Origin of the sequence: Paracoccus sp. SSK6 (genome assembly GCF_039770665.1) — a bacterium.
Lineage (GTDB): Bacteria > Pseudomonadota > Alphaproteobacteria > Rhodobacterales > Rhodobacteraceae > Paracoccus.
In genome coordinates, this window is record NZ_JBDPNJ010000035.1 from 1 (window position 1) to 21650 (window position 21650).

Genomic DNA, 21650 nt, shown 5'->3' on the forward strand with positions numbered 1-21650 from the left:
GCCGCAATGGCCGAGGCCGAACTCGATGCCTTTGAGGAGAAATGGGCCGGGAAATACGCGTCCATCGCCCCAGCCTGGCGACGCGCATGGGCCGAGGTGATCCCGTTCTTTGCCTTCGATCCGGCGATCCGCAAGATCATCTACACCACGGATGAGATCGACAAGACCTTTGTCGCGTTTGCTGCTATTCTTTCATGGTGCGATCGACCTCGTGGCGAAGCGTGGCGTGTCGGCTGGAAACGTCACCGGGCAGCCCATCCAGTTCCTGCCGATTTGAGGCGGTCGCACACCTGCTTCCTGTTCCGCACGGGTGTGACTTCCAGGCTGAGACGAACTGCTCGTAGCTCTTCTCGGCCTGCTCGACGATCTTCATCTCCTGATGTCGTATGTCCTTGACGTTGTAAGCATAGCTCGCGCCCCGCCGATTGCCCTTCTTCTGCGGCTGTCCGGCCGCCAGTTCCATGGCACGCAGCTTGTAGGCGACCAAGCTTGGCCGAGCCCAACGGTAGTCCTCACCTTTCGCCAGCATGTGCCAGCACAAGGTGGCGAGTTTGCGGGCCACTGCAACCGCGGCGATCTGATGGCCGCGACGCGCCCTGATGCGGATGAAGAACGCGCGCAGAGGACCGGGTGCTTTCGCAGCGGCCCAAGCAGCCTCGACCAGCATGGCGCGGGCATGGCTGCGCCCCACCTTGCTGATCCGGCCATGGTGGGCAGCACCCAGGCCCGACTGGCGCACACGCGGGTTCAGGCCAAAGTAGCTCACCAGCTTCTGGGCCGAGCTGAACCGCTCAATGCTGCCGATCGCAGCCATCAGCCCGGCAGCAACCGCCAGATTGACGCCCGTGATTGTTACCAGACGCTGGATTGCCTCGTTCTCCAAGGCGTCTTGGGCAATGTCTTGGTCGAGTTGGGCAAGGTCTTCTCCGAGTCGATCCAACTCGCGGATGTGACGGGCAATCGCAGCCCGCTCATCTTCGGGAACGGGTTGGCGTGCGAGCCAGTCCCGGCCGCGACGGCTGAACAGATCCGCGTGCGGACACTTCGGGATCAGGTGTGCATGCAAGATGGCATGCACCTCGTTCTTGATCCGGGTCCGGTGTCGGACAACCTGATGGCGGCGCGCGACAAGCCGGCGCAGCCGCTCCGTGGCCGCGTCCGGGGTCCAGATCTCCGGCAGATACCCGGCAGCGTGCAGGCTTGCCAGCGTCGCTGCGTCAACCTTGTCGGTCTTCACATGGGCATGGGCGATAGCCTTGACCTGAAGCGGATTGGCGATCACCACACGCGCAACGTGAGGCGACAGCACTCGCGAGACCGCCATGCAATTGCCAGTCGCCTCGATGACGACCTCGTCCGTCTTTAAAAGCTGCCTGCCAAATCCCTCCAGGGCCGTGCGGGTCATGTCGACCCGGCCCCCGTGTCGGGTAAGGCCGTTTTCCCAAATCACCACCTCTCCAAAGGTGCGGTGGATGTCGATGCCGATCACGCGTCCCATGGGCGCCTCCCTTGCCAGTAACAACAAGCGGGAGCGGCGGGGCGACACGACAACTACGGATTCGCGCTCTCGGCGCAACCGGGCGAGTCGCAGAGGCGGTCAGCTACTAATTCGAGCTCGAAGCTCATCGAATAGATCGACCTGCCCGCACCTTCGTGCTCCCAGTGCCTCTGTCCCGGATGCTCACAGCATATACCCTTGCGGGTGTGATAGGGCCGGATAATGGCACCAAGATCTTCATACCGGTTACCAATGCCATAGAAAGTTTGAACCGGGTCATCCGCAAGTCGATCAAGACCCGAGGGTCATTCCCCACAGACGAGGCGGCGACAAAGCTGATCTACCTGGCCATCCGCAGCTTCGAGAAAGACGGCCGAAACGTCCGGGAATGGTTTGCGGCCCGCAACCAGTTCGCCATAATGTTCGGCGAGCGCTTCGACGCTTGAGTATCTGAAACCGCATGGAGCCGGTCAGATACACAAAGTTCAGGACACTCCCGGCCAGATCCACGCACTCGTCTCTACGTCCGTTGACGGCTGCAATGCCGCGCTGACGTCAGGATTCTTTCTGCCCTCTCTATCGGCCTTCTTTCATGAAAGATAGATAGCGGCAGCAATGTCCCGCATAGTCGCCAGTCACTGGCTGCTTTAGTCCAATGCTCCTGCCTGCGGACGGCCGATGGGAAACATATCTTCGCCGTAGTGGTGCAGCTTAACGTGATGGCTGCGGCAAAGCCACCGCACGTTCAGGGGTTCATCATATCGGTCGTGATGAGCATCGACCTTAGCCGTGCCGCAGACTTCGCGGAGTGGTGGCTGCAGGAATTCGGACCAGTTGCCAAGCTTTGGCAATTGGCGAAGGACTGATCCGCATGTCGAAACGAAAACGCTGTCTGACCGAGTTCAAGGCGAAGGTGGCGTTGCAAGCCATCCGTGAGGAACTGACGGCGGCCGATCTGGCCAGGAAGGACGACATCCATCCATGAAGGGCATTAGTGGCGCGATCCTTCCTGTCCCCTGTGCCTGCGATCACAATATCCGCAAGGTCCTTGCCCGTCTTGGGTTCTTTATCTCTTCACCAGATCGCAGCAAGCATCGGTAGCAAAGGTTCTGCCAATGCAAAGCACTGGCCGCACGACACGGCTATTCAGAGCTGACGGATTGCCTTGACGGTCTGCGTCTGCAACTCCGTCGCCGTTACCGTGGTCAGGAAGGCCACGTCCACCGCGTCGCGGCCCACGGCGATCAAGGCCATCTCGTCGGCCTCAGCCATGCCGGTGGGGTCGATCAGGTGCCAGGTGCCCTCCAGATAGACCTCGGCCACGGCATGGAAATCGGGTGGCTCGACCCCAGGGGCGAAGACGCTGGCAATGCGCGCGGGGATCTGGGCCGCGCGGCACAGCGCGATCATCAGGTGGGCGTAATCGCGGCACACCCCGCGCCGTTCCAGAAAGGTATCCGCCGCCGTGGTCGAGGCATTGCTGACGCCCGAGACATAGTCCAGCCGCTGGCTTATCCAGTCGCGGATCGCCATGACCTTGGCGCCGCCGGTCTTGTCGCCGAACCGCTGGTTCACGAAGGGCACGAAGCGTTCCGCCTGGCAGTAACGCGAAGGCAGCAGATAGCGCAGCGCATCGCCCGACATCTCGTCCATCTCCATCGCGGTTAGGCGTTCGAAGACCGGGCGGGGTCGCGTCACCACCACGCTGGCGGAATAGTTGCAGCGCAGATCCTCCGCCGTGCGGATGATGATCTTTTCGCCGATGCCTTCCTCGCCGGGGACGCGGGCCAGATGCTCGACCGGGCCGAAGTCGATGGTGGCGTTGCTGATCTCCTGCCCGAAGGCCCCGGCGGCCTCGACCGCCAGGATCGCAGGTCCCGGCGTCAGAAGCTTGTAGCTCAGTTCAACCTCGACCTTCATCCGCATGCTTGTCCGCCCCTACCTGCCACGGCACCGAACGACGGCCCGGCAGGATTGGATCCGAGAGATATAGTTGAAAGTTGACGGGACCGTAAAAAGCCGATCCATTTCGAAAGCCGTTTTGCCCATGATCAAGGCTCACGCAGGTCCTGCATGAGCAGTTTGGAATTACGTTCTACAGCCAGTCGCCGGGTTACCTGCTTCCCCCGCTTTGGTACGAATATATCCGCGCCCGACTGGATCAACGCGACCATCCCGGGTCAAGGCCTGGGGCAGTGGACCGCGCTCGTCGTCTGGGCACTCATTTCATGCTCGGCCCGCTAGCTGGTGGTTGCGGATCTCCAGCCTCCAGGATCGTTTTATGCCGTCGATCCATTCGAGCATGGTTCCTATGAGGCGGCTTTTGCAGAAGCGCAAAGGCTTGCTGCAAAATAGCCTGGACATCAGCTCCGCGCGTCTGTGCACGGATCTTCGAGACAGAGGCATCTGACGGCCCTCGGACATTCTGCGGAGAGACAAGAAAGGGAGATGGAGAGAGGCCCCTCGATCTGTTGCAAGGACAGGCTCGGCATCTCCGCGCCTTGTTCAAGATTGGTCTTCCTGCACAGCCAAGTGGCAGGCAAGTTCACAAAAATTGTCGGTGACAAGACACGTCGTCAACTTCAGGATCACGTAGCCATCTGCACCCAACCCTGAACCGGCGCACGAGAGACCCTCCGTCTGAGCAGGTTGAAGCAGCGTTCGTCCAGTCCTTAAGAACCAACTCAACCACTGTTAGGAATTCGGCCCTCACATAATCGCGGGAGTTGATCAAGTTGCACAGGAATGTTTACGGTTTGCTGTCCTGTCCTGCGAGGAACCGCTGTGCCTGATCGGAAACCAAAGACGCCGCTTGCCGATCAGCACATGTTTCTGTCGCCGCAGCTTGATGCTTCGGCTCCTACGGCTTTCCCGAAAGCCATGCGGCCAGCTTCGCACTCGTGGCCTACGCCTCGGCCTGGCTGAAGTGCTGGCATCCCGACGCCTTTTGCGCGGCACTGCTCAACAGCCAGCCGATGGGCTTCTATGCCCCCGCGCAGATCGTGCGCGACGCGCAGGAGCACGGTGTCGAGATCCGGCCAGTTTGTGTGAACGCCTCCCGTTGGGACTGCACGCTGGAACCGACTGGACGGCCCGAGGACGAGGGCAGCCGCTTTGCCGTCCGCCTCGGCCTCAGGATGATCAAGGGGCTGGCGAACAGCCATGCCGCAGCGATTGTCGCGGCGCGGGCGGATCAGGCCTATGCCTCAATCGAGGATCTCTGGCGCAGGGTCCGTGTGCCGATTGCCGCCCTGACGCGGATCGCCGAGGCCGACGCCTTTCGTCCCAGTCTCGGTCTGTCCCGCCGCGACGCCTCTTGGGCCATCAAGGGACTGGCTCCCGAGGAGCTGCCGCTCTTCGCGGCGGCATCAGATCGTGCAGGAGAAAACAATCCTGAGCCAGCCGAGCCCGCTGTCGTGCTCCGCCCGATGACCCTGGGCCGCGAGGTGGTCGAGGATTACGGCCATACCGGACTGTCGCTGCGCCGCCATCCGGCCTCGTTCCTGCGCGACACACTGAAGCAGCGCCGCACCGTGACCAGCGCCGAGGCTATGGGCAGCCGCGATCGCCGCTGGCTGGAAACCGCCGGCCTGGTGCTGGTCCGCCAGCGGCCGGGATCGGCCAAGGGTGTCATGTTCATCACCATCGAGGACGAGACCGGTGTCGCCAACCTCGTGGTCTGGACGAAGGTTTTCGAGGCGCATCGTCGGATCGTCCTTGGGGCCGGCATGATCGCCGTGCAGGGCCGCAGCCAGAGGGAGGGTGAGGTGGTGCACCTCGTTGCCCATCGGCTGACCGACCTGTCCCGCGAACTCGGAAGCGTCGGCAGGCAAGGCACCGTCTCTCCCCTGCCCCATGGCCGCGGCGACGAGATCCACCATGCCGTTCCTGCCCCGGATCCGGGCGCCTCGGATCCCGAAGGCCCTCGGCCACGCAACATGTATGTCCGCAGTCTCAACCTCGATACGATCGCGGTGAAAGGGCGAGATTTTCGGTGAAAGAGGCCGGTACAGCGAAGTGAGACAATCGATGAGACCCTCTGCTGAAGAGGATTCTCAAACGAATTCGCGTCCCAAATAGAGACACCAATTGACAGGCGGCCTTTTTCGTGTCACTCTTTGTGACATCAAGATGAGGAGCGTTCTGTGACCATCCCGCGATCCTACAACAGCCCAGTGCGCGAGGAAAAAGTCCGCGAGACCCGTGAGGCCATCCTTTCCGCGCTGTTGACGCTGATGCAGTCCTCGGCTCTCCCGGACGACATCAGCATGGAGGCAATTGCCACGGAGGCAGGCATTCAGCGCCGCACCATCTTCCGCCATTTCGCCAACAAGGACGATCTGCTCTTGGCCTTCTGGCCATGGCTCAATGCCAAGATCGGAGCTTCCACCAAGCCCGAAACGCTGCAGGACGTAGTGGCCGGTCCCCTCCAGACCTTTCCGCTGTTCGATCGACATGAGCCAGCCATGCGTGCCGCCCTTCATTCCCGCACCGGCCGGCAGATGCGCCTGGCCACCGTTCCCGCGCGGCGACTGAATTTCTCGGCAGCACTGGCGCCCGTGCTCGGCGCCCTTCCTGCCGATCAGCGCCGAAAGATCGAGGCATTGGCGCACCTCCTCTACTCCGCCTCCGCATGGGAGGTGCTGAAGGATTATGGCGGCCTGGACGGCACCCAGGCCGGAGAAACCGCATCCTGGGCGCTCGATCTGATCCTGTCCGCGGCCAAGTCTGCCGAAACTGCTGCAAACGCAACCATCGCCAACAGAGGAGAGATGCGATGAGCCTTGACGTGACAACCGATAGCACCGCCGAGTATCTCTGGGTTATGGCGGACCGCATCCGCTTTCTGGGCGGTGTGCCAGGCTCGGATCTGGAGCTCATCGATATTGAAGTGGCACCCGGCTCAGGCACGCCCCCGCACCTCCACGACTCTCCTGAACTCTTCTACATCCTTGAGGGCGAGATGACAGTCCGCCAGTGCGCGGCGGGCCTGCCGCCACGCATTGTAAAGGCTGGTGCGGGCACTTCGGTGCGGGTGCCTTCCCGGGTGCCACACAACTATGCCAACGAGAGCGACAGACCGGCTCGCATGCTGGTGATGCTGGCATCCTCGATGATCGCCTTTTTCCGCGACATCGGATCGACGGAACGCCCACAAGGCGCACCTGACTTCGCCGGCATCGGCGCAGCCATGGACCGCCACGGGATCAAGATGGCGTTGGAACCCGCAAATGCCACCGAAGGCGAACTGCAAGATCAAGCGTGATTACGAGAAGCGCGCCTACAAATGGCGGCACATGGCCGAAGCCTTCTTTGGAAAAAAGAAAGGAGTTCTGGAGCTATCGCCAAGCGCTACAAAAAGACCATTTGGACCACATCAGGCACATTCGTCTTAGTCGCGTCCCAGTGCGGCCATCATTCAAGACGCAGGTGCGGTCCCCACCGTCACCAAGGCGATGTTTGGCCGATTTGGTGACCTAGGAAAATATGCGCTGTCGTTCGGACGGTCGGCTTAGACTCCACGTGCTAACTACATTCAAAACTCAATATCTGCCAGGATCCCATAAGCCTGAGGTTGCTTCCTGTTCCCGGGCTCCGCAACCGCCTGAATCATGCCGCCTGCTTCTATCCGACCGATTTGCTTTACCTCTTTGAAGCGGCATCGACCGCGGCTGACAAGACAGCCGTGAAGGCTTACTGGCCGTTCACTTGCTGCCTAGCAACATAGCTCAGTCATCCACTAGCCTTGCAGAGCGCACAGCGAAACGTCCTAAAATTGCCAACTGGCAATTTTTACTTTTCTGTCCTGCCCAGAAGGTAATCATCCAGGGCTGATCGAAGTTCCGCGGTGTCAATACTGTTTGGGAATTCAATCCGAACCCTTTTCCCGCGCTTTTCGATGGTGACGCCATTCACGGGCTTGCTGACCTGGGGTACGGGGCCGTATGCCGCAGCCTTCAAGCGCGATAGGACCTTTGGCACAGCAACATAGGCTCCCTGCCCCACCCTAGCCTTTCCCTGTTCGGCCGCGATCCTTTCCGCTTCGACTAGCACTTTGTCTTCAGCATCATGAAGCATCGGGCGTATCTGTCGGGCATGTAATTCCCGGATTTCGGTAATGCTGGGCCAAGCGTCGATGATAGCCTTTGGCAGACGAGCAAGATGCAGATAGCGCGACAACCATGCCTCGGACACTTCGAGCCGCGCGGCCATGGTCTTTTGCTTGCCGCCGTAATAGGCGCCGAGCGCCTGAAGATAGTCCCGGGCCCGTTCGTAGTCACTCAAGTCGGCGCGGTCACGGTTTTCGATATCAGCGAGGCGAAACGCTTCCTCGTCGGTCAGGTCGCGGACTTCGATCAGATAGCGGAACTGGGGATAATTGTTAGCGCGCAGCCAGCTTATGGCAAAATGCCGACGGGCGCCGCAGATGACTTCGTATTCCGCCCCGTGCCCCATCGGCAGCTTGCGAACAATCGCGGGAAATTCTTGTTGTCCTTGAGATCTTAGGCTGTCGATCAGCTCGCGGCAGTTTTCCTCGGTCAGCAAGTCATAGGCCCGGTTGTGCCGGGACCACATTATGCAGCTTGCGGGATCGACCCATCTTAACACCTTTTCCTCGCGCTCACCGGTCTCCGACAAGGCGTTTGTACGTTTCAGAAACCGCGCTCCGGCCCGGTCCGACGTCGCCGGCGCAGGTAGGTCCTTCAGGACATCGTCAAAGATAGCATCGTGCCGCTTGCTCACAACAAGCCCTCCTTGCGCAATTGCCGGTGATGGCTTGGCCATGTCTTCCGGACCAACAACTCGACCTCGCGCCCAACTGCGTCAAGATAGGCGCGGCATCGCTTGTGCGTCTCGGTCCTGGTTGCGGGGCCTGTCAGTTCGTAGACCGTCATCAAATTGGCAGTCGCATTATCGATCTCGGCCGAATCCTTCAGCGACACGTTCAGCATGTCCTGAGGAAAAACCGCGTCCATCATGCGCTTGATGGCTTGATGGGCGGATTTCTGATCGTTCATTTTGGATGTCAGGATCTTTACGAAGCTGTATTCCCGCGGGCCGCCATGCCGCGCCAGTTCCGCCAGGGTCGATTCCATCATCTTCAGAAAATGCGCGGTGGAAGCGAAGTCAATATTGTTGGGCGGCGCCGGGATCAGCAAGGCATTGGCCGCACGCAACACCGACAAGGACAGCATCCCAAGCGCCGGCGGTGGATCCATCAGAATGATGTCGAACTGATCCGCAATGGAAGCTACGCCGTCGCGCAACCGGTCAAGGATAAAGACCGGATCACGCGCCATTCGGGCGGCAAATTCGTACTCTGCGTCATAAAGCCCAAGATTCGCGGGTATCAAAGCGATCCCCGGCCAATAGGTCGCCTGCAATCCATAATGCAGCGACTTCGGGCCGCCATGCTGCAGAAATGGGTAAAGCGTATCTTCCTCTTCGTGTACGTCGACGTCCGGGTTCAAGCCGAAGACCGCCGTCGTTGAGGCCTGCGAATCGCAGTCTATGACACAGACACGATAGCCTCGGAGTGCGAAATATTGTGCCAGGTGCACCACCAAGGTAGTCTTCCCAACGCCGCCTTTGAAGTTTTGCACTGCCATAATCAGCGGTGGATCGTCAGGATCGCGGTGCGGAAGTGTACCGAATACCTCTCGCATGCGGTTTACCTCGGCAAGACTGTATCCGTGGCGCCGGTTGGTGGTCTCATCCTTGGCAGGTTCGGGAAGCCGTCCATCGGCCTCCGCATCGCGGATCGCTTTCTCCGACCGGCCAACCATCTCGGCCGCCGTACGGACATTAAAGAGCAGATCTAGCTGCTTATGTGTTCCGGGCGAAAATACTCTTTCCCGCAGTCGTTCGATCACTGTCGTGGCACGCTGGCTAAGGACGGCAAGCTCGTCCAGTGTGACCGGGGGTAGGGCATGGTTCATTGTTACGACTTCGCTGCTTTGTTCCCGGCACTATGTCGAGAATCAGTGATGGCGTAAAGTTCGGTTTTTCGAATCTAACCTAGAGAAAACCGATAGTTTGCAGGTCGCCCGAGAAGGAATGGTTTTGGCGCTTTCCAGCCGCCAGATTAGGGGCGGTTTGTCCCATTTTGTAAGCGTTGGCGGCTTGGTTGCTGTTGGGACCTGTGGATAAAATCAAACCAACGCTTTGTTCAGATTCATCAGATTCAGATTCAAGGAAGGCAAGTGGTTGTTTAGTATTTGTTTTCCGTCGTTAATCTTACAAATTGGGGTGCTGTAGCTTACCTTCTGGGACAGTATTCCTTACGATTCGGGACTGGGGTCCTTACAGGAAGGGTGCTGCCCAAGACTTACATTTTGGTTGGCGGGACGATTGTCTGGCAAAGCTCGAGAATTGTCTTGCAAAAGCAGGACGTTGAATATCATTCGACCTAGTCTCTCCGAATCAAGCCTTACGTTTTGGGTGGCCGTTCTACCTTTTTTGGCAATATGCTTGAAAGCTTACTTCCATGGAGCTACAAAAGTAAGACCTTAGAAGTATGGTGAACTGTGGCAGACGCATCAATTAGGACGGTTGAAGCGCGGCCTAACGCCGACAGTTTGGTCAAGCCAGGCGAACTAGTTGACCTTGTCGAGGTGACTCCTCTGACCCTTAACGACCGTCGGATCTACAATCAGCTTTTGGAAAACGCCTGGGATGCCATTGATAAGCCCGTCACCCATATCATTGCTAAATCCGTTTTGCGTGGTAGCCACAATTCAAACGACCGTGTCGGCGACAGCCTTGAAAGACTGATGTCTGCAATCGTTAAGGTCGCTGTGAGCTGGGATGGGGAACCGGCGATCGAACGTGTCCAGCTCTTGGGGGGAAACCTTGAGAGCAGCAGGAATGACGGATTGCTGGAGTATGAAATCCCGGCGCGGCTGAGAAAGATCATTCGGAACAGCCAGATCTTCGCGCGCCTACAGCGCGAGGTTATGTTTGCCTTGTCGTCCAAATACGCCTTGACCCTGTACGAGATGGTACAAAAGCGTGGAAACCTTCGCTGGAAATCGTCGGAACGGTTCACGCTCGACTCCTTGCGGGGCATTATGGGGGTGCCAAAGGGCAAGCTCTCGTCTTGGTCCAACCTTAAGCTACGAGCAATTGACCCGGCTGTTGCGGAGGTCAATGCGCTGTCAGATTTCATGGTCGAGATATCGCCGATCAAGACGGGCAGGGCCGTGACGCATGTCGAGATGCGGTGGTGGCGCAAGGACGGAGACGCTGGCGGGGCAGCGGATCGCGCACTGCAATTTTCCAAGGTGGGTCGGCGAATTAAGGCCGAGGGCCGGGCGGAGCAGGTGGTAACGGGGCAGGGCGCGCGGCCACGGCCAGCTTGGTTGGATAGTCACGGTCCGTCTCTGCAAACGGCAACTTACGAGACTGCAAGACTGCGTCATCCTGGCTTTGACATTTATTTCATAGAAGGTGAATGGCGTCGGTGGAGCGTATCTAAAGAGCCTCCGAAAGATCCGGATCGCGCCTTCCTAGCTTTTCTGCGAAGCTATGCCGACAAGAACCCGCTCTAAAAATTGCCAGTTGGCAATTTCTTGGGGTGGGAAGACCTAAGGCCTTAGGGTCCATTCCTCGAAATGATCGGTATGTCAGCATGTTGACTGATTCACGCCGGCTATGAACCAGGACAATACAAGATACTTCCGACTGAGTGCGGAGCAGATGCGGCGCATTTAGCCCTTCTTTCCAAGGTCCAAAGTAACCTCCGAACGCAGCGGGAAACCCTGACCGGCGTCTATCCGTAGATTGTGATCGCCAAGCAGCCCTTCATTACCCGTACGGTGACGGCCGCCTGGGCACCGACCATTGTCCGGAAGATCCTGTTGCTCTTCATGCAGTCCAAGACACCCAGTCAGATCCAGGGTTCCCCAAGGGGCGTGCATGCATTCATGGAGCGGATCGACAGCCTCAAGATCCCCATGACGGGCCGAGCACAGCTCATCGCCCTCTAGCGCATGAGTTTAGCATAGGCGCGGTGATCGGTCCGTCCGGCGGCTAGGATTGCAGCCGTGCGGGTTTCCTCAAATTTGGCCGTCAGGATTTCGATCCGTTCGCCCTGCGTGTCGATCAACGCGGACCTGTTGGCCACGACCGGCTGAGGAGATCGAGGGTCTCGCGGAGGGCGATATCAGAAAGGCCGGGGATGGGCTGTGTGGCTGGTCAGGCATAGGGTGGCCTTCCTGTTCATTCCGTTCGCAGCGCGAAGAGGCCAATGAACTCGGTATCGGCGTACTAGCAGATCTTGCGGACAAGGATCATCAGCCGGCGCTTCATGCGCAGGAGCTCGGTCCACTCGGGAAGCTGCATGAGCGCGTGCCCTCAACGCTGCCGAACGCAACCTGAATGACCTGCGGAAGATGCTGCCTGAGCCTATTATCTCCGCACGGTTCCGGTCTTAGTAGCCCTTCACGCGAAAATAAGATCCATATCTATGTAGTTAAACAATCGTTAATGCATTGCTGAGAAAAGCCGTTGTGCAGCGACAACAGCACAGAGGAAAATTACTATGAGTCTTTCCGATAGGGCGTTGGCAGCAATGGATGCGCCCCCGCGTCCTGCTGCCTCAGCGTCGCCCCTGGCAACAGCTCAAGACGATTATCCTGGCGTGATCGCCACGGATAATGATTGCCGCGTGGCAGTGTCGCCACAAGGCCGAGCTTATCTTGCCCAAGTGCGGCGGAACGGGGCTTGGTGTTCTGCAAGGACATTCCTCAATCGGGAAGCTCTTGCCTTTTATGTTACGGTTCTCAACGGGCCATGGTCTGACAAGATCCTTGCCGCCGTGGCAGAACTGCCGCGTTATCCCGAGGAATGTGCAGCGATTCTGCTCGCGGGCAAACGTGTGGGCTGATGTGCGTCAGTTCTGTCCGTCTGCCGCTCACTGGCGAGCTGGTGGCTTGTCGGGGCTGCTGGCAATGCTCGGGTTTGGTTACTTTCTATTCTGGAAGGATGCTTTCGTTTCCACTTCCAACAGTCCCAAAACGCCGGCGCGACCCGGCACTCTCTCTCGCGGCGTGTCATAAAACCTCATATCCGCTGCAGTGCAGCCAGGGGTTGAACAAGGGGATGGCTGCGGCGCAGCAAAAGCCCCGCCGAAAGGGCAGGGCTTTTGCCAAAACCAGGCACTCGGGACGGTCACTCTGAACCCAGGTCCTCGGAAACGCCTGTCACCTTATTGCAGAACATTCCTGTTGGCTGACGAATTTACGCCCATCGGCTGTTCCTTGCCGGTTTCAAGGATCTGGCTGCGCCGCAGCAAAAAGCTCCGCCTGAAGGGGCGCTTTACCGTAGGTTAAGCATATTTCGAGAAGGCCCCTCCCTGGCTTCTGATAACTGTGCTTAGGTCGCTGTGTCAGACGGTCACGGCGGCTTCCTTTTTACTGACACCTAGTGAGCCCTACACCTGTCCCTCCTCCTGGTGCTGCATGTCCGGTTCTCATCAGGGGGGCCGCGCTATCTGCCAGTGCGTTTTCTCCTTGCTTCTGCTCCTGCAAAGCCTGTGCATTGCCTCCTTTTGACTTCTTCATGTCCGCCGCGACGCAGTCGGACCCAGGGTAGAGACAAGGTCTGGGGTTCGGCCCAAACCCATGGAGAGAAAAATTCCTTCATTAATCAACTTGAAGTTGTTAATTTAGATAAGTTGCCGGCGCCTACCCCTCCGGCATAACCATCCCATCAGCCGAGCAGCCTTTTGTGTTGTCCGTTTTCAAGTTCTTGTCGCTCGGCTGGAAAGCTTTCCCCTCGATCACAGACTGGTGGCATCGCGCAAAGCACGGTTCATCTGGGTCTGCAAACCAAGCCCGCTGGCCTGAACCGAGCCATGACGCTTTGGTTCAGACGCAGGGACACGGCAACCCTCAGGTTGTCCGCTTTTTAGACGCCCTCCATTCTTGCGCATGGCCTCGACCAAGGCGGGAAAGGTCTCGTCGAACCGCTTGGCCTGGGCAAATGATCATCCGCCTTACGTGTGCAAAGTTGTGGCTCCGGCCACCTGGATCTGCGCTGAAGGTGCGGTTTCCAAAAAGTAGCGTTACAAGATCCGGGCATAGGCGTGTGTGGGCAGCCTTAAGCCGTATCGGCAGTCAAGCGCGCCCGTTCAACCGATCACGCAACAGCTTTCCTGTCTTGAAGAAAGGCACATGTTTTTGGTCCACGTCGACCGCTTCCCCCGTTCTGGGATTGCGGCCGTTCCGGGCATCACGCTTTTTTACCGAAAAAGCCCCGAAGCCGCGCAGTTCGACCCTATTGCCGCGCGCCATGGCCTCGATGATCTCATCGAAAACTGTGTCTACGATCCGCTCGACGTCACGGCGAAACAGATGCGGGTTTTCGTCAGCAAGAAGCTCAATCAATTCGGAACGGGTCATCATTCCCCCAGACGGTGTAACGGCTTCATGACGTCGTTCACCGGACTTGTGACAAAAATCGACTTAGGAAAAGGCTCCAGGTTCTATAGCGATGCCAGTTTTGGGACCGCCCCGCAAGAGAGCGGAAATCTATTGCGGGGTGTAGTGCAGCTTGGATAGCACGCCGGCTCTGGATGTCGGATGCCGCAGGTTCAAACCCTGTCACACGAAGGCAAAACTGCTCTTGGCCGGCTGGACGAGGACAGGCGTTGCTCAGCTGTCACCGGGGATATCGACCAAGCTTCAAGCTTTTCATAAAGAGAGCGGTAGGCATCATTGTGCTGATAGGCACGCAGGGCGTTCATGATCAGGGCCCACTCTTCGGCCGTCAGTCGCCTTTTAGGATCATAAAAGGGAGAAGAAGGTTGATGCTGGCGAGAGTGCATTTTTTAGCCTTCTGACAAAAAATACGATACTTCCATAGACCTGCTTGGAAGAAGTGTATTTAGGAAACCGAGGTCGTTGTGTCAGATACCCGACACTTGCCGCTGCTCCAGCTTGCCCTGCAGTTGTCTTGCCAGTCTTCCCCGCCCTCCCTTCTGGTGGAAGCGGGTTGAGGCTGGTTCTTCGCTAATCTGAACTACCGGGCTTGAATGGCTTGAATGATAGGAAATGCGAAGTGTCTACAGACCTGCTTCCGGATTTTGGTTCAGCAGCCGGGTCAGATGTGCGCGATGGTTTTCCAGGGCGTCTTCGAACTGGACCAAGAGCTGGCGCGCGGTCTTTTCAAGGGCACTGTCCGGTGGAAGGCTCGCCACGATCTTGCGCTGAGAGGTAACGCTTTCCTCTCCTTGGCGGATATGACGCTGGACCATCTCGATCTCGGTCTCGCCGTGGTGCGCCATTTTTAGCCTCCTGCCCGCCTGGAGATGGCGAAGGTGATGGAACTTTAACAGGATATGTCCTTTGGCGACGTTACAGTTTCGGCTGCCTTGGAACCCTCGCTATACGGCCCTGTTCAGGTAAGGTGAGGGTTAAGCGCACTCCTTCATGGAAGGCCCTTGCACCTGGCATGGTTGTAAGGGCCTTTCGCGTCCTGGAACCTTCGCCGTGTCGCGCGGTTCAGCCCGCCCTGAATGATGCGCTGTCCTGCCGACCGAACCCCTCGCCCCCTTTGCCGCCCCCGCTTGAAGGTGTTGGCCTGGTAGCTTGCGGAAGCTCTGTGCCAAGCGCGGCACAAGGCGGCTGCGGGCCCCTAGACCACATAACCCTAACACGATGGTTCAAGCCGGGGACTGCGAGGGCTACTGAAGACAAAGTCTCCCACGCTGGCGATACTCGTCATACAGCAAGTTCAGCATATAGGCGCGGATATCATCTTCCATCCGATTGTCTTTAGTCTCTGCAATGGCCCGAAGCAGAGTTCCCTCTACAATTCGGTCTGCCGATTGCTCATTAGGCATGAGATCGCGCGCTCGATGGATCATCTCGATTACGGCTGCCTCAAGGTTAGTGCCGTCTTGCGAGACAATCGCCCGGTGCTGTTGGTGCAAATCATGCAGAAGGGGCGTCGCTGGGCTGGGCTTGGCGTAAATATGGCGATCCGCGAAGCGCACAGGAATAAGCCGCGGATCAGCTTCCGTCAGGAAGATGAAGGGGACCTCATGACGAATCAGGGAATCCGCGAGGGAAAACGACGTCTCGTCCTGAACCAGGACGTCGAGAATGGCGGCTTGCACCAGGCCGACGTACTGGATCGCCTCATGGATATCAGAAAACGGTCCTACCACCGCATCGCCTTCGGCACGGATCTCGCGCGCCAAGGTTTCAGCTATGAAAAAATCATCTTCGACCAAAAGAATACGCAGTGGTTCGAATGTCATCAGGCCCCTCCCAAGACCTTAGCGGCTCCCTCAATCACTCGGTTTACCTTACGTCATCGTATTAGCCAAACAACTTTCACGCTTTTCAGACGCAAGAATACGGCGACCTTAGAGCTCTCCGCTTTTGGGCGCTCTCCGACACTCTTGCGCATCGCCTCGGCCAAGGCTGGAAATGCCCCTGTGAACGGCCTTGCTGGATCTCCGCTCCCACTGGCACGCAAATGGCGATTCAGATTTCTAACAAAGCGGTCTGGATACTTAGAAGATAAACCACAGGTGGATTTCCATTTTTCTTCTCATCTAATTGGAGAAAAAAACGCTAATAAACAGGATGTTAGAGGATAACGATTGTGTTATCTATATGTGGCTTCCACCGTGATTCTTGGGAGCCTTTGTTTTTGTTTGGAGTACACGTCAATGAGTGCTGTAAGTAAAATCTTACTCGCTTCAGCGATTGCCGTCGCTGCAAGTTCAGCGTCTCACGCTGCAACCTTTGCCGTTTTCGACGATGTGGCCGGTGGACGCGCCAACTTCGACGCAGTGGCGACTGGTGCCGGGGGGACAGTGACTGTCGACACATGGACCGGCCTGACTGGCGGGACCGTGATTGATCGAGGCGCCTATAAAATCACCCGCAACAACGGCGGGTTTCTTTCCACGACTACATATGGTTCTCTGTCTGGCCAAGTGACTGACATCAGTCCTGCGCGTAATGATGGCGGTTCGGACGGCGGCATTCGGACCGCCCCATCGGATTACTTCAACTCGGGCGTTACATTGACCTTTGGGTCTGCGGTTAATGCAATCGGGTTCGAGGTTGGAGACTGGGCTACCTGCTGTCATGACCCGGTGACTGAGCTGTTTATTTCCTTTGACGGAGGCGCTCCAATTACTGTTGCGACCGCCGATGATTTTGCAGACGGCTTGTTTCCCTCCCAAAACGGCAGCGGGTCGAGCGTCTATGAGCTCTTTGTCGGCGCCTTTGATGATACCGGGTCGTTTACCTCGGTTTCATTCTGGGGCAATGGGCTTGGCGAAGCCCTTTATATGGGGGGTGAAGTTCGCTACGCGCTGATCGACGAAGGTGGGTTGCCGCCCCCTTCTCCGGTGCCGCTGCCGGCCTCCGCCCTTCTGCTCGGCGCAGGTACCGGTTCCCTGGCGCTGCTGCGCCGTCGCCGCAAGGCTGCCTGACACTCCCTCTGATAAAAGCAAAAGCAGGCGTCTCGAAGGGCGCCTGTTCTAATATTTCAAGAAAGTGCTGCCTGCACGTACATTCCAGCCCCATTGAGTTCTAAAGGTAGACCAGGATCGTTGCGGTGAGCGCGATGCGGACAGGAAGGTTTCTGGGAGGTGGTGCTTCTGTACCTTCAAGCTACCGAACACTTCATACAGTTATCTATAGCGCGATGAAACGGCCGTTTGAAGACTGTTACAGAGCAGGTCTCTTCCAGGTCGGGGCAGGCGAGGATGTAGCGTTTCCTCGGGCTGCTGCTTCTGCAGGTTTCCCAACCTCCGTATCTTCCGCAGGCTACTTACTCCGAGTAGGGAGTTCATCTTCGGATAGTCGCGCTGCTGCTCAAGCTGTATGGGTAAACCGCACTACAGGCACCAAAAGCGGGTATGAATATAGATAAACGTGAATCGTTGCTTGTGAGGAGGGTAGGGGGCAGGGTAACAGGGGCAGATTGCGGGGCGGCATGAGTTTACGCCGGTTGCGCGCCCACGAGATCGGGCAGTGGAGGGATGCGCTCGGCGGTCCCTTTGGCGCCGAGGCGATCACCCAGATACACGAAGAAGGAGATGCCGAGCTTTCGGCAGGTCTTCATCAGGCCGAGCATCACGTCGCGAGCCTGTCGGCCATCGGCGCTCATCGTGCCGCCCGAGATCCGGCGCTTGGTCACGCAGGCCCGCAGGTCGTTTTCCGAGGCATTGGTGTGGAGCGGGATCTCGGGGCGCTCCAGCACCTTCAGCAGTTCGTGCTTTCGCCTGTGCAGGCGCGCGAGCAACTGACCCAGCTCTTTGTAGTGGGTGCGTTGCCCGAAGATGTCGTCAAAGCGTTGAGCGAGGAACGGCGCCTCTGTTGCGGACGGCTTTTGCTTCCAGAGCTTCAGGTCGCGGTAGAGCGCCCACACCTGGTCTCGGACCTTGTCCAGCTTGCGCGTCTGTTCGGGTGTCTTCGGCATCAGCTTTTGCAGCAGACGCTCTGCATGAACCCAACACAGGGCATGATTGGGAATGCGGAACTGTCCGGCATCGTCGGACACAACCACCGTGTTGCCCATCAACCCGTGATGGGGCACTGCGCCCCAGAGGGCTGCCTCGGTGATCTCGCGCACCAGGGTGCGGTCGAAGACGTCCAGGCGAAGTCTCACCAAGTGATCATACCAGGCCATCTGCGAGGCAAATGAGGTCTCGGGATGGGCAGCAAGCTTACTGATGACATCCGGCGCCACCTTGCGATGGCGCATATAGTCGAGTGCCGCATCGTTGATGATGTAATCCTCGCACCCGGCCCGCAGCAGGGAGAGGAAGTTCAGCCGTGACTTTGAGCGGCCCGTGCGGAACACGCTGAAGCGAGTGCCGCCGATCTGCGTCGTGACCTCGTCGCGGTGAGCGTGGCAGGCACCGGTGTCATCCACGCTGATATAAGGCGCAGTGGCCAGGCCGCTCCGTAGGATCGCCTGATCCTCCGCCACAAACCCTTCCAGATCGGAGGTGAGGATGCGCACCACCTGACGCTTGGAGATGTCCATGCCGATCCCGTTCAGGATTGCAGTCAGCCGCTCGGTCGTCACCTGCCCCTGGGCATGCAGCGCGAGACAGAACCGCCGCAGGTTGGCGCCAAAGCCGCCGAGCAGTCCCTCCGGCAAGGGCGCGATGACCCTTTTGCCTTCAGGGGTCAGCCAGCGTTCGCGCCGGTAGCAGATGAGGTCCGCCGAGATCGACAGGTCACGAACCAGGATGGTTCGATATCCCTTGAAGCGCGATCCCGAGGGCACATTCACAGACAGAACCTCTTCGCGCGTGACGCGGTCCTTGTCGCGTTTCGGGCCACGCCGCCGCCGTGGACCGCCGCTCTTGCGAACCTCCCGTTCGGTAACCTCGTCCATGCCGGAGGGTTTGAACGGAGGCCGCGGCGGAAGGTTCTTCAGCCGGGCAATCTCATCGCGCAGTTCCTGGTTCTCGACTTGCAGGGCGGCCCGGGCCGCCTCGGCTGACGCGAGCTGATCGCCCAGGTGGGTCACCTGGTCCTCGAGCGATTGCAGCCGTCGTGACAGATCCCCGACGAGCCGACGCAAACTGTCGGCGCTCAGCGTCCCAAAGGTATCATCCGATGACTGGCCCATACGATTTTGAATCAGACCAAGATCACAAGCGCAACACCTGTGCCCCGTAATCTGCCCCAGTTACGGGGTCAGGGTAAGTGGAGCAGATTGCGGGGCGGTGAGTTTACGCCGGTTGCGCGCGCGCCAGATTGCGCAGCGGAGGGATGCGCTCGGCGGTCCCGTTGAGGCCTAGGCGATCACCGAGGTAGGCGAAGAAGGAGCTGCCGAGCTTTCGGCAGGTCTTCATGAGCCCAAGCATGACGTCGCGGGCCTGGCGGCCATCTGCGCTCGTGGTGCCGCCTGAGATGCGGCGCTTGGTGACGCAGGCCTGCAGGTCGTTCTCGGAGGCATTGGTGTGGGTCGGGATCTCGGGTCGCTCCAGTACCTTCAGAGGCGATCGAATTGCACCAACGAGATCCGCATGACCTCCGCCGCCGAACTGCTCTGCCGGTCAGGGCATGATCCGCATCGAATGAATTTACTTGGCCATACGGTTCAGGGTTTGCTTGACTGAGCCCTGAACAAGGAGGTTGGATGCCGATCGTCGCAGCAAGTCCCGGAGTCTACTTCGTTCGCCTCCTTGGTGATCATCTGGTGTCGGTCAATGACAGCGATGCCAAGCGCCGGAACGGCTGCATCAAAGTCAATGCAGCCAATTGCAAATACGGGATCTCTGTTAACCTCCGCGCCCGCCTCACAGCTTACCGCCGGACCTTCGGTGTCGAGCGAGTGCGTTTCGATGTCCTGGTGCTTGATGAGCAGCCAGCTCGGCTCGAACGCCTGCTGCACGCCCACTTCGCGCCGTACAGGAAGCTAGGCCAGACGGGTCGTTTAAACGAATGGCTCGAAGGTATCGACCCTAACCAGGCTTATGCGGAAGCTGCAGCGATTTGCCGTAGAACGATGATCGACGGAGTTGAGCTTGTCCCATCCAACACGGTAGTCGTGAAGGCCATTAAAAGGTCGGATGCAGCCACCGTTGAGCCGTTCTTACCCGAGGATATATGCAGAGCTGCCGAATACCTGCACCGAAATGGTATGACTCAGGAACTGCTCAGCGAACTGCACCACTTCCGGAGGCAGACCTATAAGCAAACCCTTGACTACTTTGCAGGGAAATCCCGCATTCAGGGGCGAAATAATCCGATCTATGCAGCGCGCCTAGACTTTGTCGTCAAAGGTCATATGCGGGGCATCGATTTCCCTGATCTGGTTGAACAAGCGAAGGCGGCCTTTCCGTATCCAGGTGCCGATCAAAGCTTGAGTTGACGGTAACAAGCGAGCTGAAAAAACTGCTGAAAAGGAGGCAACTGGGTGGCACTGGCATCCTCCTCTATTCTATTCCTCCTCCAAGTCGGCCGCCGCTGATCTCACGGCAGGTCGAAGGACATTGACGAAGCGGTTAACCCGCTCGGCCAGCCACGCTCTGGCGGCGCTGCCCACCTCAGGATTGAATAGGTCCCCGAAGATCCGCCTGTCTCTGAACACCGGAGTACCATCCTTGTCTCCGATGCTTGCCGTCCCTCCGAGTTCGGCAAGGATCCGGTCTCCCGAACTATCGACCAGAGACTGCGCCACGCGCTGGCCAATAGAGCCAGATCGGAACGACAGGAAGACGCCGACCTCCCCTGAGCTTGGCGAGCGCCAGACCGTGAGCCAGGAATTGTAACCCGGCACGGGGAGCGTGAAGGTCAGCGATCCCCGAGAACCCGCTTTGGGGCGCGGCTGCTCAGGATCATCGAGCGTTAGCTTCTCCAGAAACTCGGTCCAGAACCTCGTCCGTTCTTCCTGACCCGCCGCACGACTCGCCCGCCGCGCATTGATGACACCCTGGTCATCGAGGTCGTCATCCTCATCGTCGGTGCCGTCCTCAAGCGTCATTCCGTTGGGGAGGTCCACGACCTTGCGGACTTCCACGCCCGTCCGAGCAACGACCCGCGGCACCGCCAGACGTGCGCCATCCGGGAGGGTGAAGATTGGCAGCTCGACCAAGCCGAAGGAAAAGTGGAGCGAACCGTTTGTAGAGAGCTGCTCAAAGATGGCTTCGACATTGGCGGTGATCCCGTCACCAACAATGAGGAGCAGGAACCGGCCACGCGCCAAGCTCCGGGTCAGCGTGTCGTGAAAGGAGACCTCGTCTATGTCGGGATGATGCTGGCGGACGTGCTCGAAGAGGGAGGTTACCCCTCTCTTCGATGCTTCACGCTGGAGGTCCGCGCTGGTGAAGCGGGAAAGCTCCCGCGCATATTCTAGTACCTGACCCACCACCTCCCGCCGGGCTTGCGGATTGCGCCAAAGCTTGCATTCCACAACAACCGGCAACCCCGCCGGCGTCAGTAGCAAATTGTCGATGCGGCCTGCAGGTGTCGAGAGCTCGCGACAGATGCTGACCGCGCCCTCGAACGCCGGATTGTCAACGGCGGCGTAAAATCCGGCCACGCGGCGGGGTAAAACCAGGTCAGGTGGCGGTGGCCGGCGCCATGGCGCGCGCGCTTACCAATAGCTGGCGCGTGCCATGGCGCATTGGCCTCTTTGGGCCAAGACGAGCAATCTGATCTCA

The 21650-nt window shown here is 58.6% G+C and carries 17 protein-coding genes and 2 pseudogenes; 10 read left to right on the forward strand and 9 right to left on the reverse strand.

What is annotated here, in order from left to right; translation table 11 throughout:
* Nucleotides 1–162: pseudogene (locus tag AAIL68_RS15430) on the forward strand (transposase); the annotation flags it as partial.
* A gap of 22 nt (nt 163–184) precedes the next feature.
* Here the strand turns inward: AAIL68_RS15430 and AAIL68_RS15435 are convergent.
* Nucleotides 185–1480: an IS110 family transposase gene (locus AAIL68_RS15435; RefSeq protein ID WP_347140642.1), complete on the reverse strand. Its 1296-nt coding sequence runs from the start codon at nt 1478–1480 to the stop codon at nt 185–187.
* 266 nt (nt 1481–1746) lie between these two features.
* Here AAIL68_RS15435 and AAIL68_RS15440 point away from each other — a divergent pair.
* Nucleotides 1747–1944: pseudogene (locus tag AAIL68_RS15440) on the forward strand (transposase); the annotation flags it as partial.
* Between the two features lie 700 nt (nt 1945–2644).
* Here the strand turns inward: AAIL68_RS15440 and AAIL68_RS15445 are convergent.
* Nucleotides 2645–3424, reverse strand: a complete 780-nt coding sequence (locus tag AAIL68_RS15445; protein WP_188717010.1) for a transglutaminase family protein — start codon at nt 3422–3424, stop codon at nt 2645–2647.
* Nucleotides 3425–4398: 974 nt separating this feature from the next.
* On the opposite strand from AAIL68_RS15445, the gene AAIL68_RS15450 reads away from it, so the two are divergent.
* From AAIL68_RS15450 to AAIL68_RS15460, 3 genes are all read left to right on the forward strand, one after another.
* Nucleotides 4399–5496: a hypothetical protein gene (locus tag AAIL68_RS15450; RefSeq protein ID WP_347140633.1), complete on the forward strand. Its 1098-nt coding sequence runs from the start codon at nt 4399–4401 to the stop codon at nt 5494–5496.
* Between the two features lie 147 nt (nt 5497–5643).
* Nucleotides 5644–6279, forward strand: a complete 636-nt coding sequence (locus AAIL68_RS15455; protein ID WP_188717255.1) for a TetR/AcrR family transcriptional regulator — start codon at nt 5644–5646, stop codon at nt 6277–6279.
* Nucleotides 6276–6764, forward strand: a complete 489-nt coding sequence (locus AAIL68_RS15460) for a cupin domain-containing protein (RefSeq protein ID WP_347140634.1) — start codon at nt 6276–6278, stop codon at nt 6762–6764. The genes AAIL68_RS15455 and AAIL68_RS15460 overlap by 4 nt, the downstream gene beginning before the upstream one ends.
* A 527-nt stretch (nt 6765–7291) precedes the next feature.
* On the opposite strand, the gene AAIL68_RS15465 is transcribed toward AAIL68_RS15460, so the two are convergent.
* Both AAIL68_RS15465 and AAIL68_RS15470 read right to left on the reverse strand, forming a co-directional pair.
* The gene (locus tag AAIL68_RS15465) at nt 7292–8242 is read right to left on the reverse strand and encodes a ParB/RepB/Spo0J family partition protein (RefSeq protein WP_188717257.1); all 951 of its coding nucleotides are present in this window, start codon (nt 8240–8242) and stop codon (nt 7292–7294) included.
* Entirely contained in the window at nt 8239–9372 is a 1134-nt protein-coding gene (locus AAIL68_RS15470; protein WP_229665479.1) for an AAA family ATPase, read from the reverse strand. Before AAIL68_RS15470 ends, AAIL68_RS15465 begins: the two co-directional genes overlap by 4 nt.
* Before the next feature lie 741 nt (nt 9373–10113).
* Here AAIL68_RS15470 and AAIL68_RS15475 point away from each other — a divergent pair.
* The 3 genes from AAIL68_RS15475 (at nt 10114) to AAIL68_RS15485 (ending at nt 12386) form a co-directional block, all read left to right on the forward strand.
* The gene (locus AAIL68_RS15475) at nt 10114–11049 is read left to right on the forward strand and encodes a replication initiation protein (protein WP_229665480.1); all 936 of its coding nucleotides are present in this window, start codon (nt 10114–10116) and stop codon (nt 11047–11049) included.
* Nucleotides 11050–11283: 234 nt separating this feature from the next.
* Nucleotides 11284–11487: a hypothetical protein gene (locus tag AAIL68_RS15480; RefSeq protein ID WP_188717260.1), complete on the forward strand. Its 204-nt coding sequence runs from the start codon at nt 11284–11286 to the stop codon at nt 11485–11487.
* Nucleotides 11488–12140: 653 nt separating this feature from the next.
* A complete protein-coding gene (locus AAIL68_RS15485) occupies nt 12141–12386 on the forward strand; it encodes a hypothetical protein (RefSeq protein WP_347140635.1) in 246 nt (81 codons plus the stop codon).
* Between the two features lie 1231 nt (nt 12387–13617).
* Here AAIL68_RS15485 and ihfB read toward each other — a convergent pair.
* From ihfB to AAIL68_RS15500, 3 genes are all read right to left on the reverse strand, one after another.
* Nucleotides 13618–13902 (reverse strand): integration host factor subunit beta, encoded by a 285-nt coding sequence (gene ihfB, locus AAIL68_RS15490; protein WP_306609657.1) that lies wholly within the window; start codon nt 13900–13902, stop codon nt 13618–13620.
* Nucleotides 13903–14564: 662 nt separating this feature from the next.
* On the reverse strand, nt 14565–14786 hold the full coding sequence (locus AAIL68_RS15495; protein WP_347140636.1) for a hypothetical protein: 222 nt from the start codon (nt 14784–14786) through the stop codon (nt 14565–14567).
* Nucleotides 14787–15185: 399 nt separating this feature from the next.
* Entirely contained in the window at nt 15186–15764 is a 579-nt protein-coding gene (locus tag AAIL68_RS15500) for a response regulator (RefSeq protein WP_347140637.1), read from the reverse strand.
* Between the two features lie 348 nt (nt 15765–16112).
* Between AAIL68_RS15500 and AAIL68_RS15505 the strand changes: the two genes are divergently transcribed.
* The gene (locus AAIL68_RS15505) at nt 16113–16955 is read left to right on the forward strand and encodes a VPLPA-CTERM sorting domain-containing protein (protein WP_347140638.1); all 843 of its coding nucleotides are present in this window, start codon (nt 16113–16115) and stop codon (nt 16953–16955) included.
* Nucleotides 16956–17467: 512 nt separating this feature from the next.
* Here the strand turns inward: AAIL68_RS15505 and AAIL68_RS15510 are convergent.
* Nucleotides 17468–19111, reverse strand: a complete 1644-nt coding sequence (locus AAIL68_RS15510; protein ID WP_347140639.1) for a transposase — start codon at nt 19109–19111, stop codon at nt 17468–17470.
* Nucleotides 19112–19624: 513 nt separating this feature from the next.
* On the opposite strand from AAIL68_RS15510, the gene AAIL68_RS15515 reads away from it, so the two are divergent.
* Nucleotides 19625–20359, forward strand: a complete 735-nt coding sequence (locus AAIL68_RS15515) for a GIY-YIG nuclease family protein (RefSeq protein WP_347140640.1) — start codon at nt 19625–19627, stop codon at nt 20357–20359.
* A gap of 69 nt (nt 20360–20428) precedes the next feature.
* Here the strand turns inward: AAIL68_RS15515 and AAIL68_RS15520 are convergent, their stop codons facing one another.
* Nucleotides 20429–21529 (reverse strand): hypothetical protein, encoded by a 1101-nt coding sequence (locus AAIL68_RS15520; RefSeq protein ID WP_347140641.1) that lies wholly within the window; start codon nt 21527–21529, stop codon nt 20429–20431.
* Between the last annotated feature and the right edge of the window lie 121 nt (nt 21530–21650).

Excerpts from the sequence above, each read along its gene's own strand:
- AAIL68_RS15495 (WP_347140636.1), bottom strand. The coding sequence starts at position 14,786 with ATGGCGCACCACGGCGAGACCGAGATCGAGATGGTCCAGCGTCATATC.
- AAIL68_RS15460 (WP_347140634.1), top strand. The coding sequence starts at position 6,276 with ATGAGCCTTGACGTGACAACCGATAGCACCGCCGAGTATCTCTGGGTT.
- AAIL68_RS15445 (WP_188717010.1), bottom strand. The coding sequence starts at position 3,424 with ATGCGGATGAAGGTCGAGGTTGAACTGAGCTACAAGCTTCTGACGCCG.
- AAIL68_RS15510 (WP_347140639.1), bottom strand. The coding sequence starts at position 19,111 with ATGGGCCAGTCATCGGATGATACCTTTGGGACGCTGAGCGCCGACAGT.
- AAIL68_RS15500 (WP_347140637.1), bottom strand. The coding sequence starts at position 15,764 with ATGACATTCGAACCACTGCGTATTCTTTTGGTCGAAGATGATTTTTTC.
- ihfB (WP_306609657.1), bottom strand. The coding sequence starts at position 13,902 with ATGACCCGTTCCGAATTGATTGAGCTTCTTGCTGACGAAAACCCGCAT.
- AAIL68_RS15515 (WP_347140640.1), top strand. The coding sequence starts at position 19,625 with ATGCCGATCGTCGCAGCAAGTCCCGGAGTCTACTTCGTTCGCCTCCTT.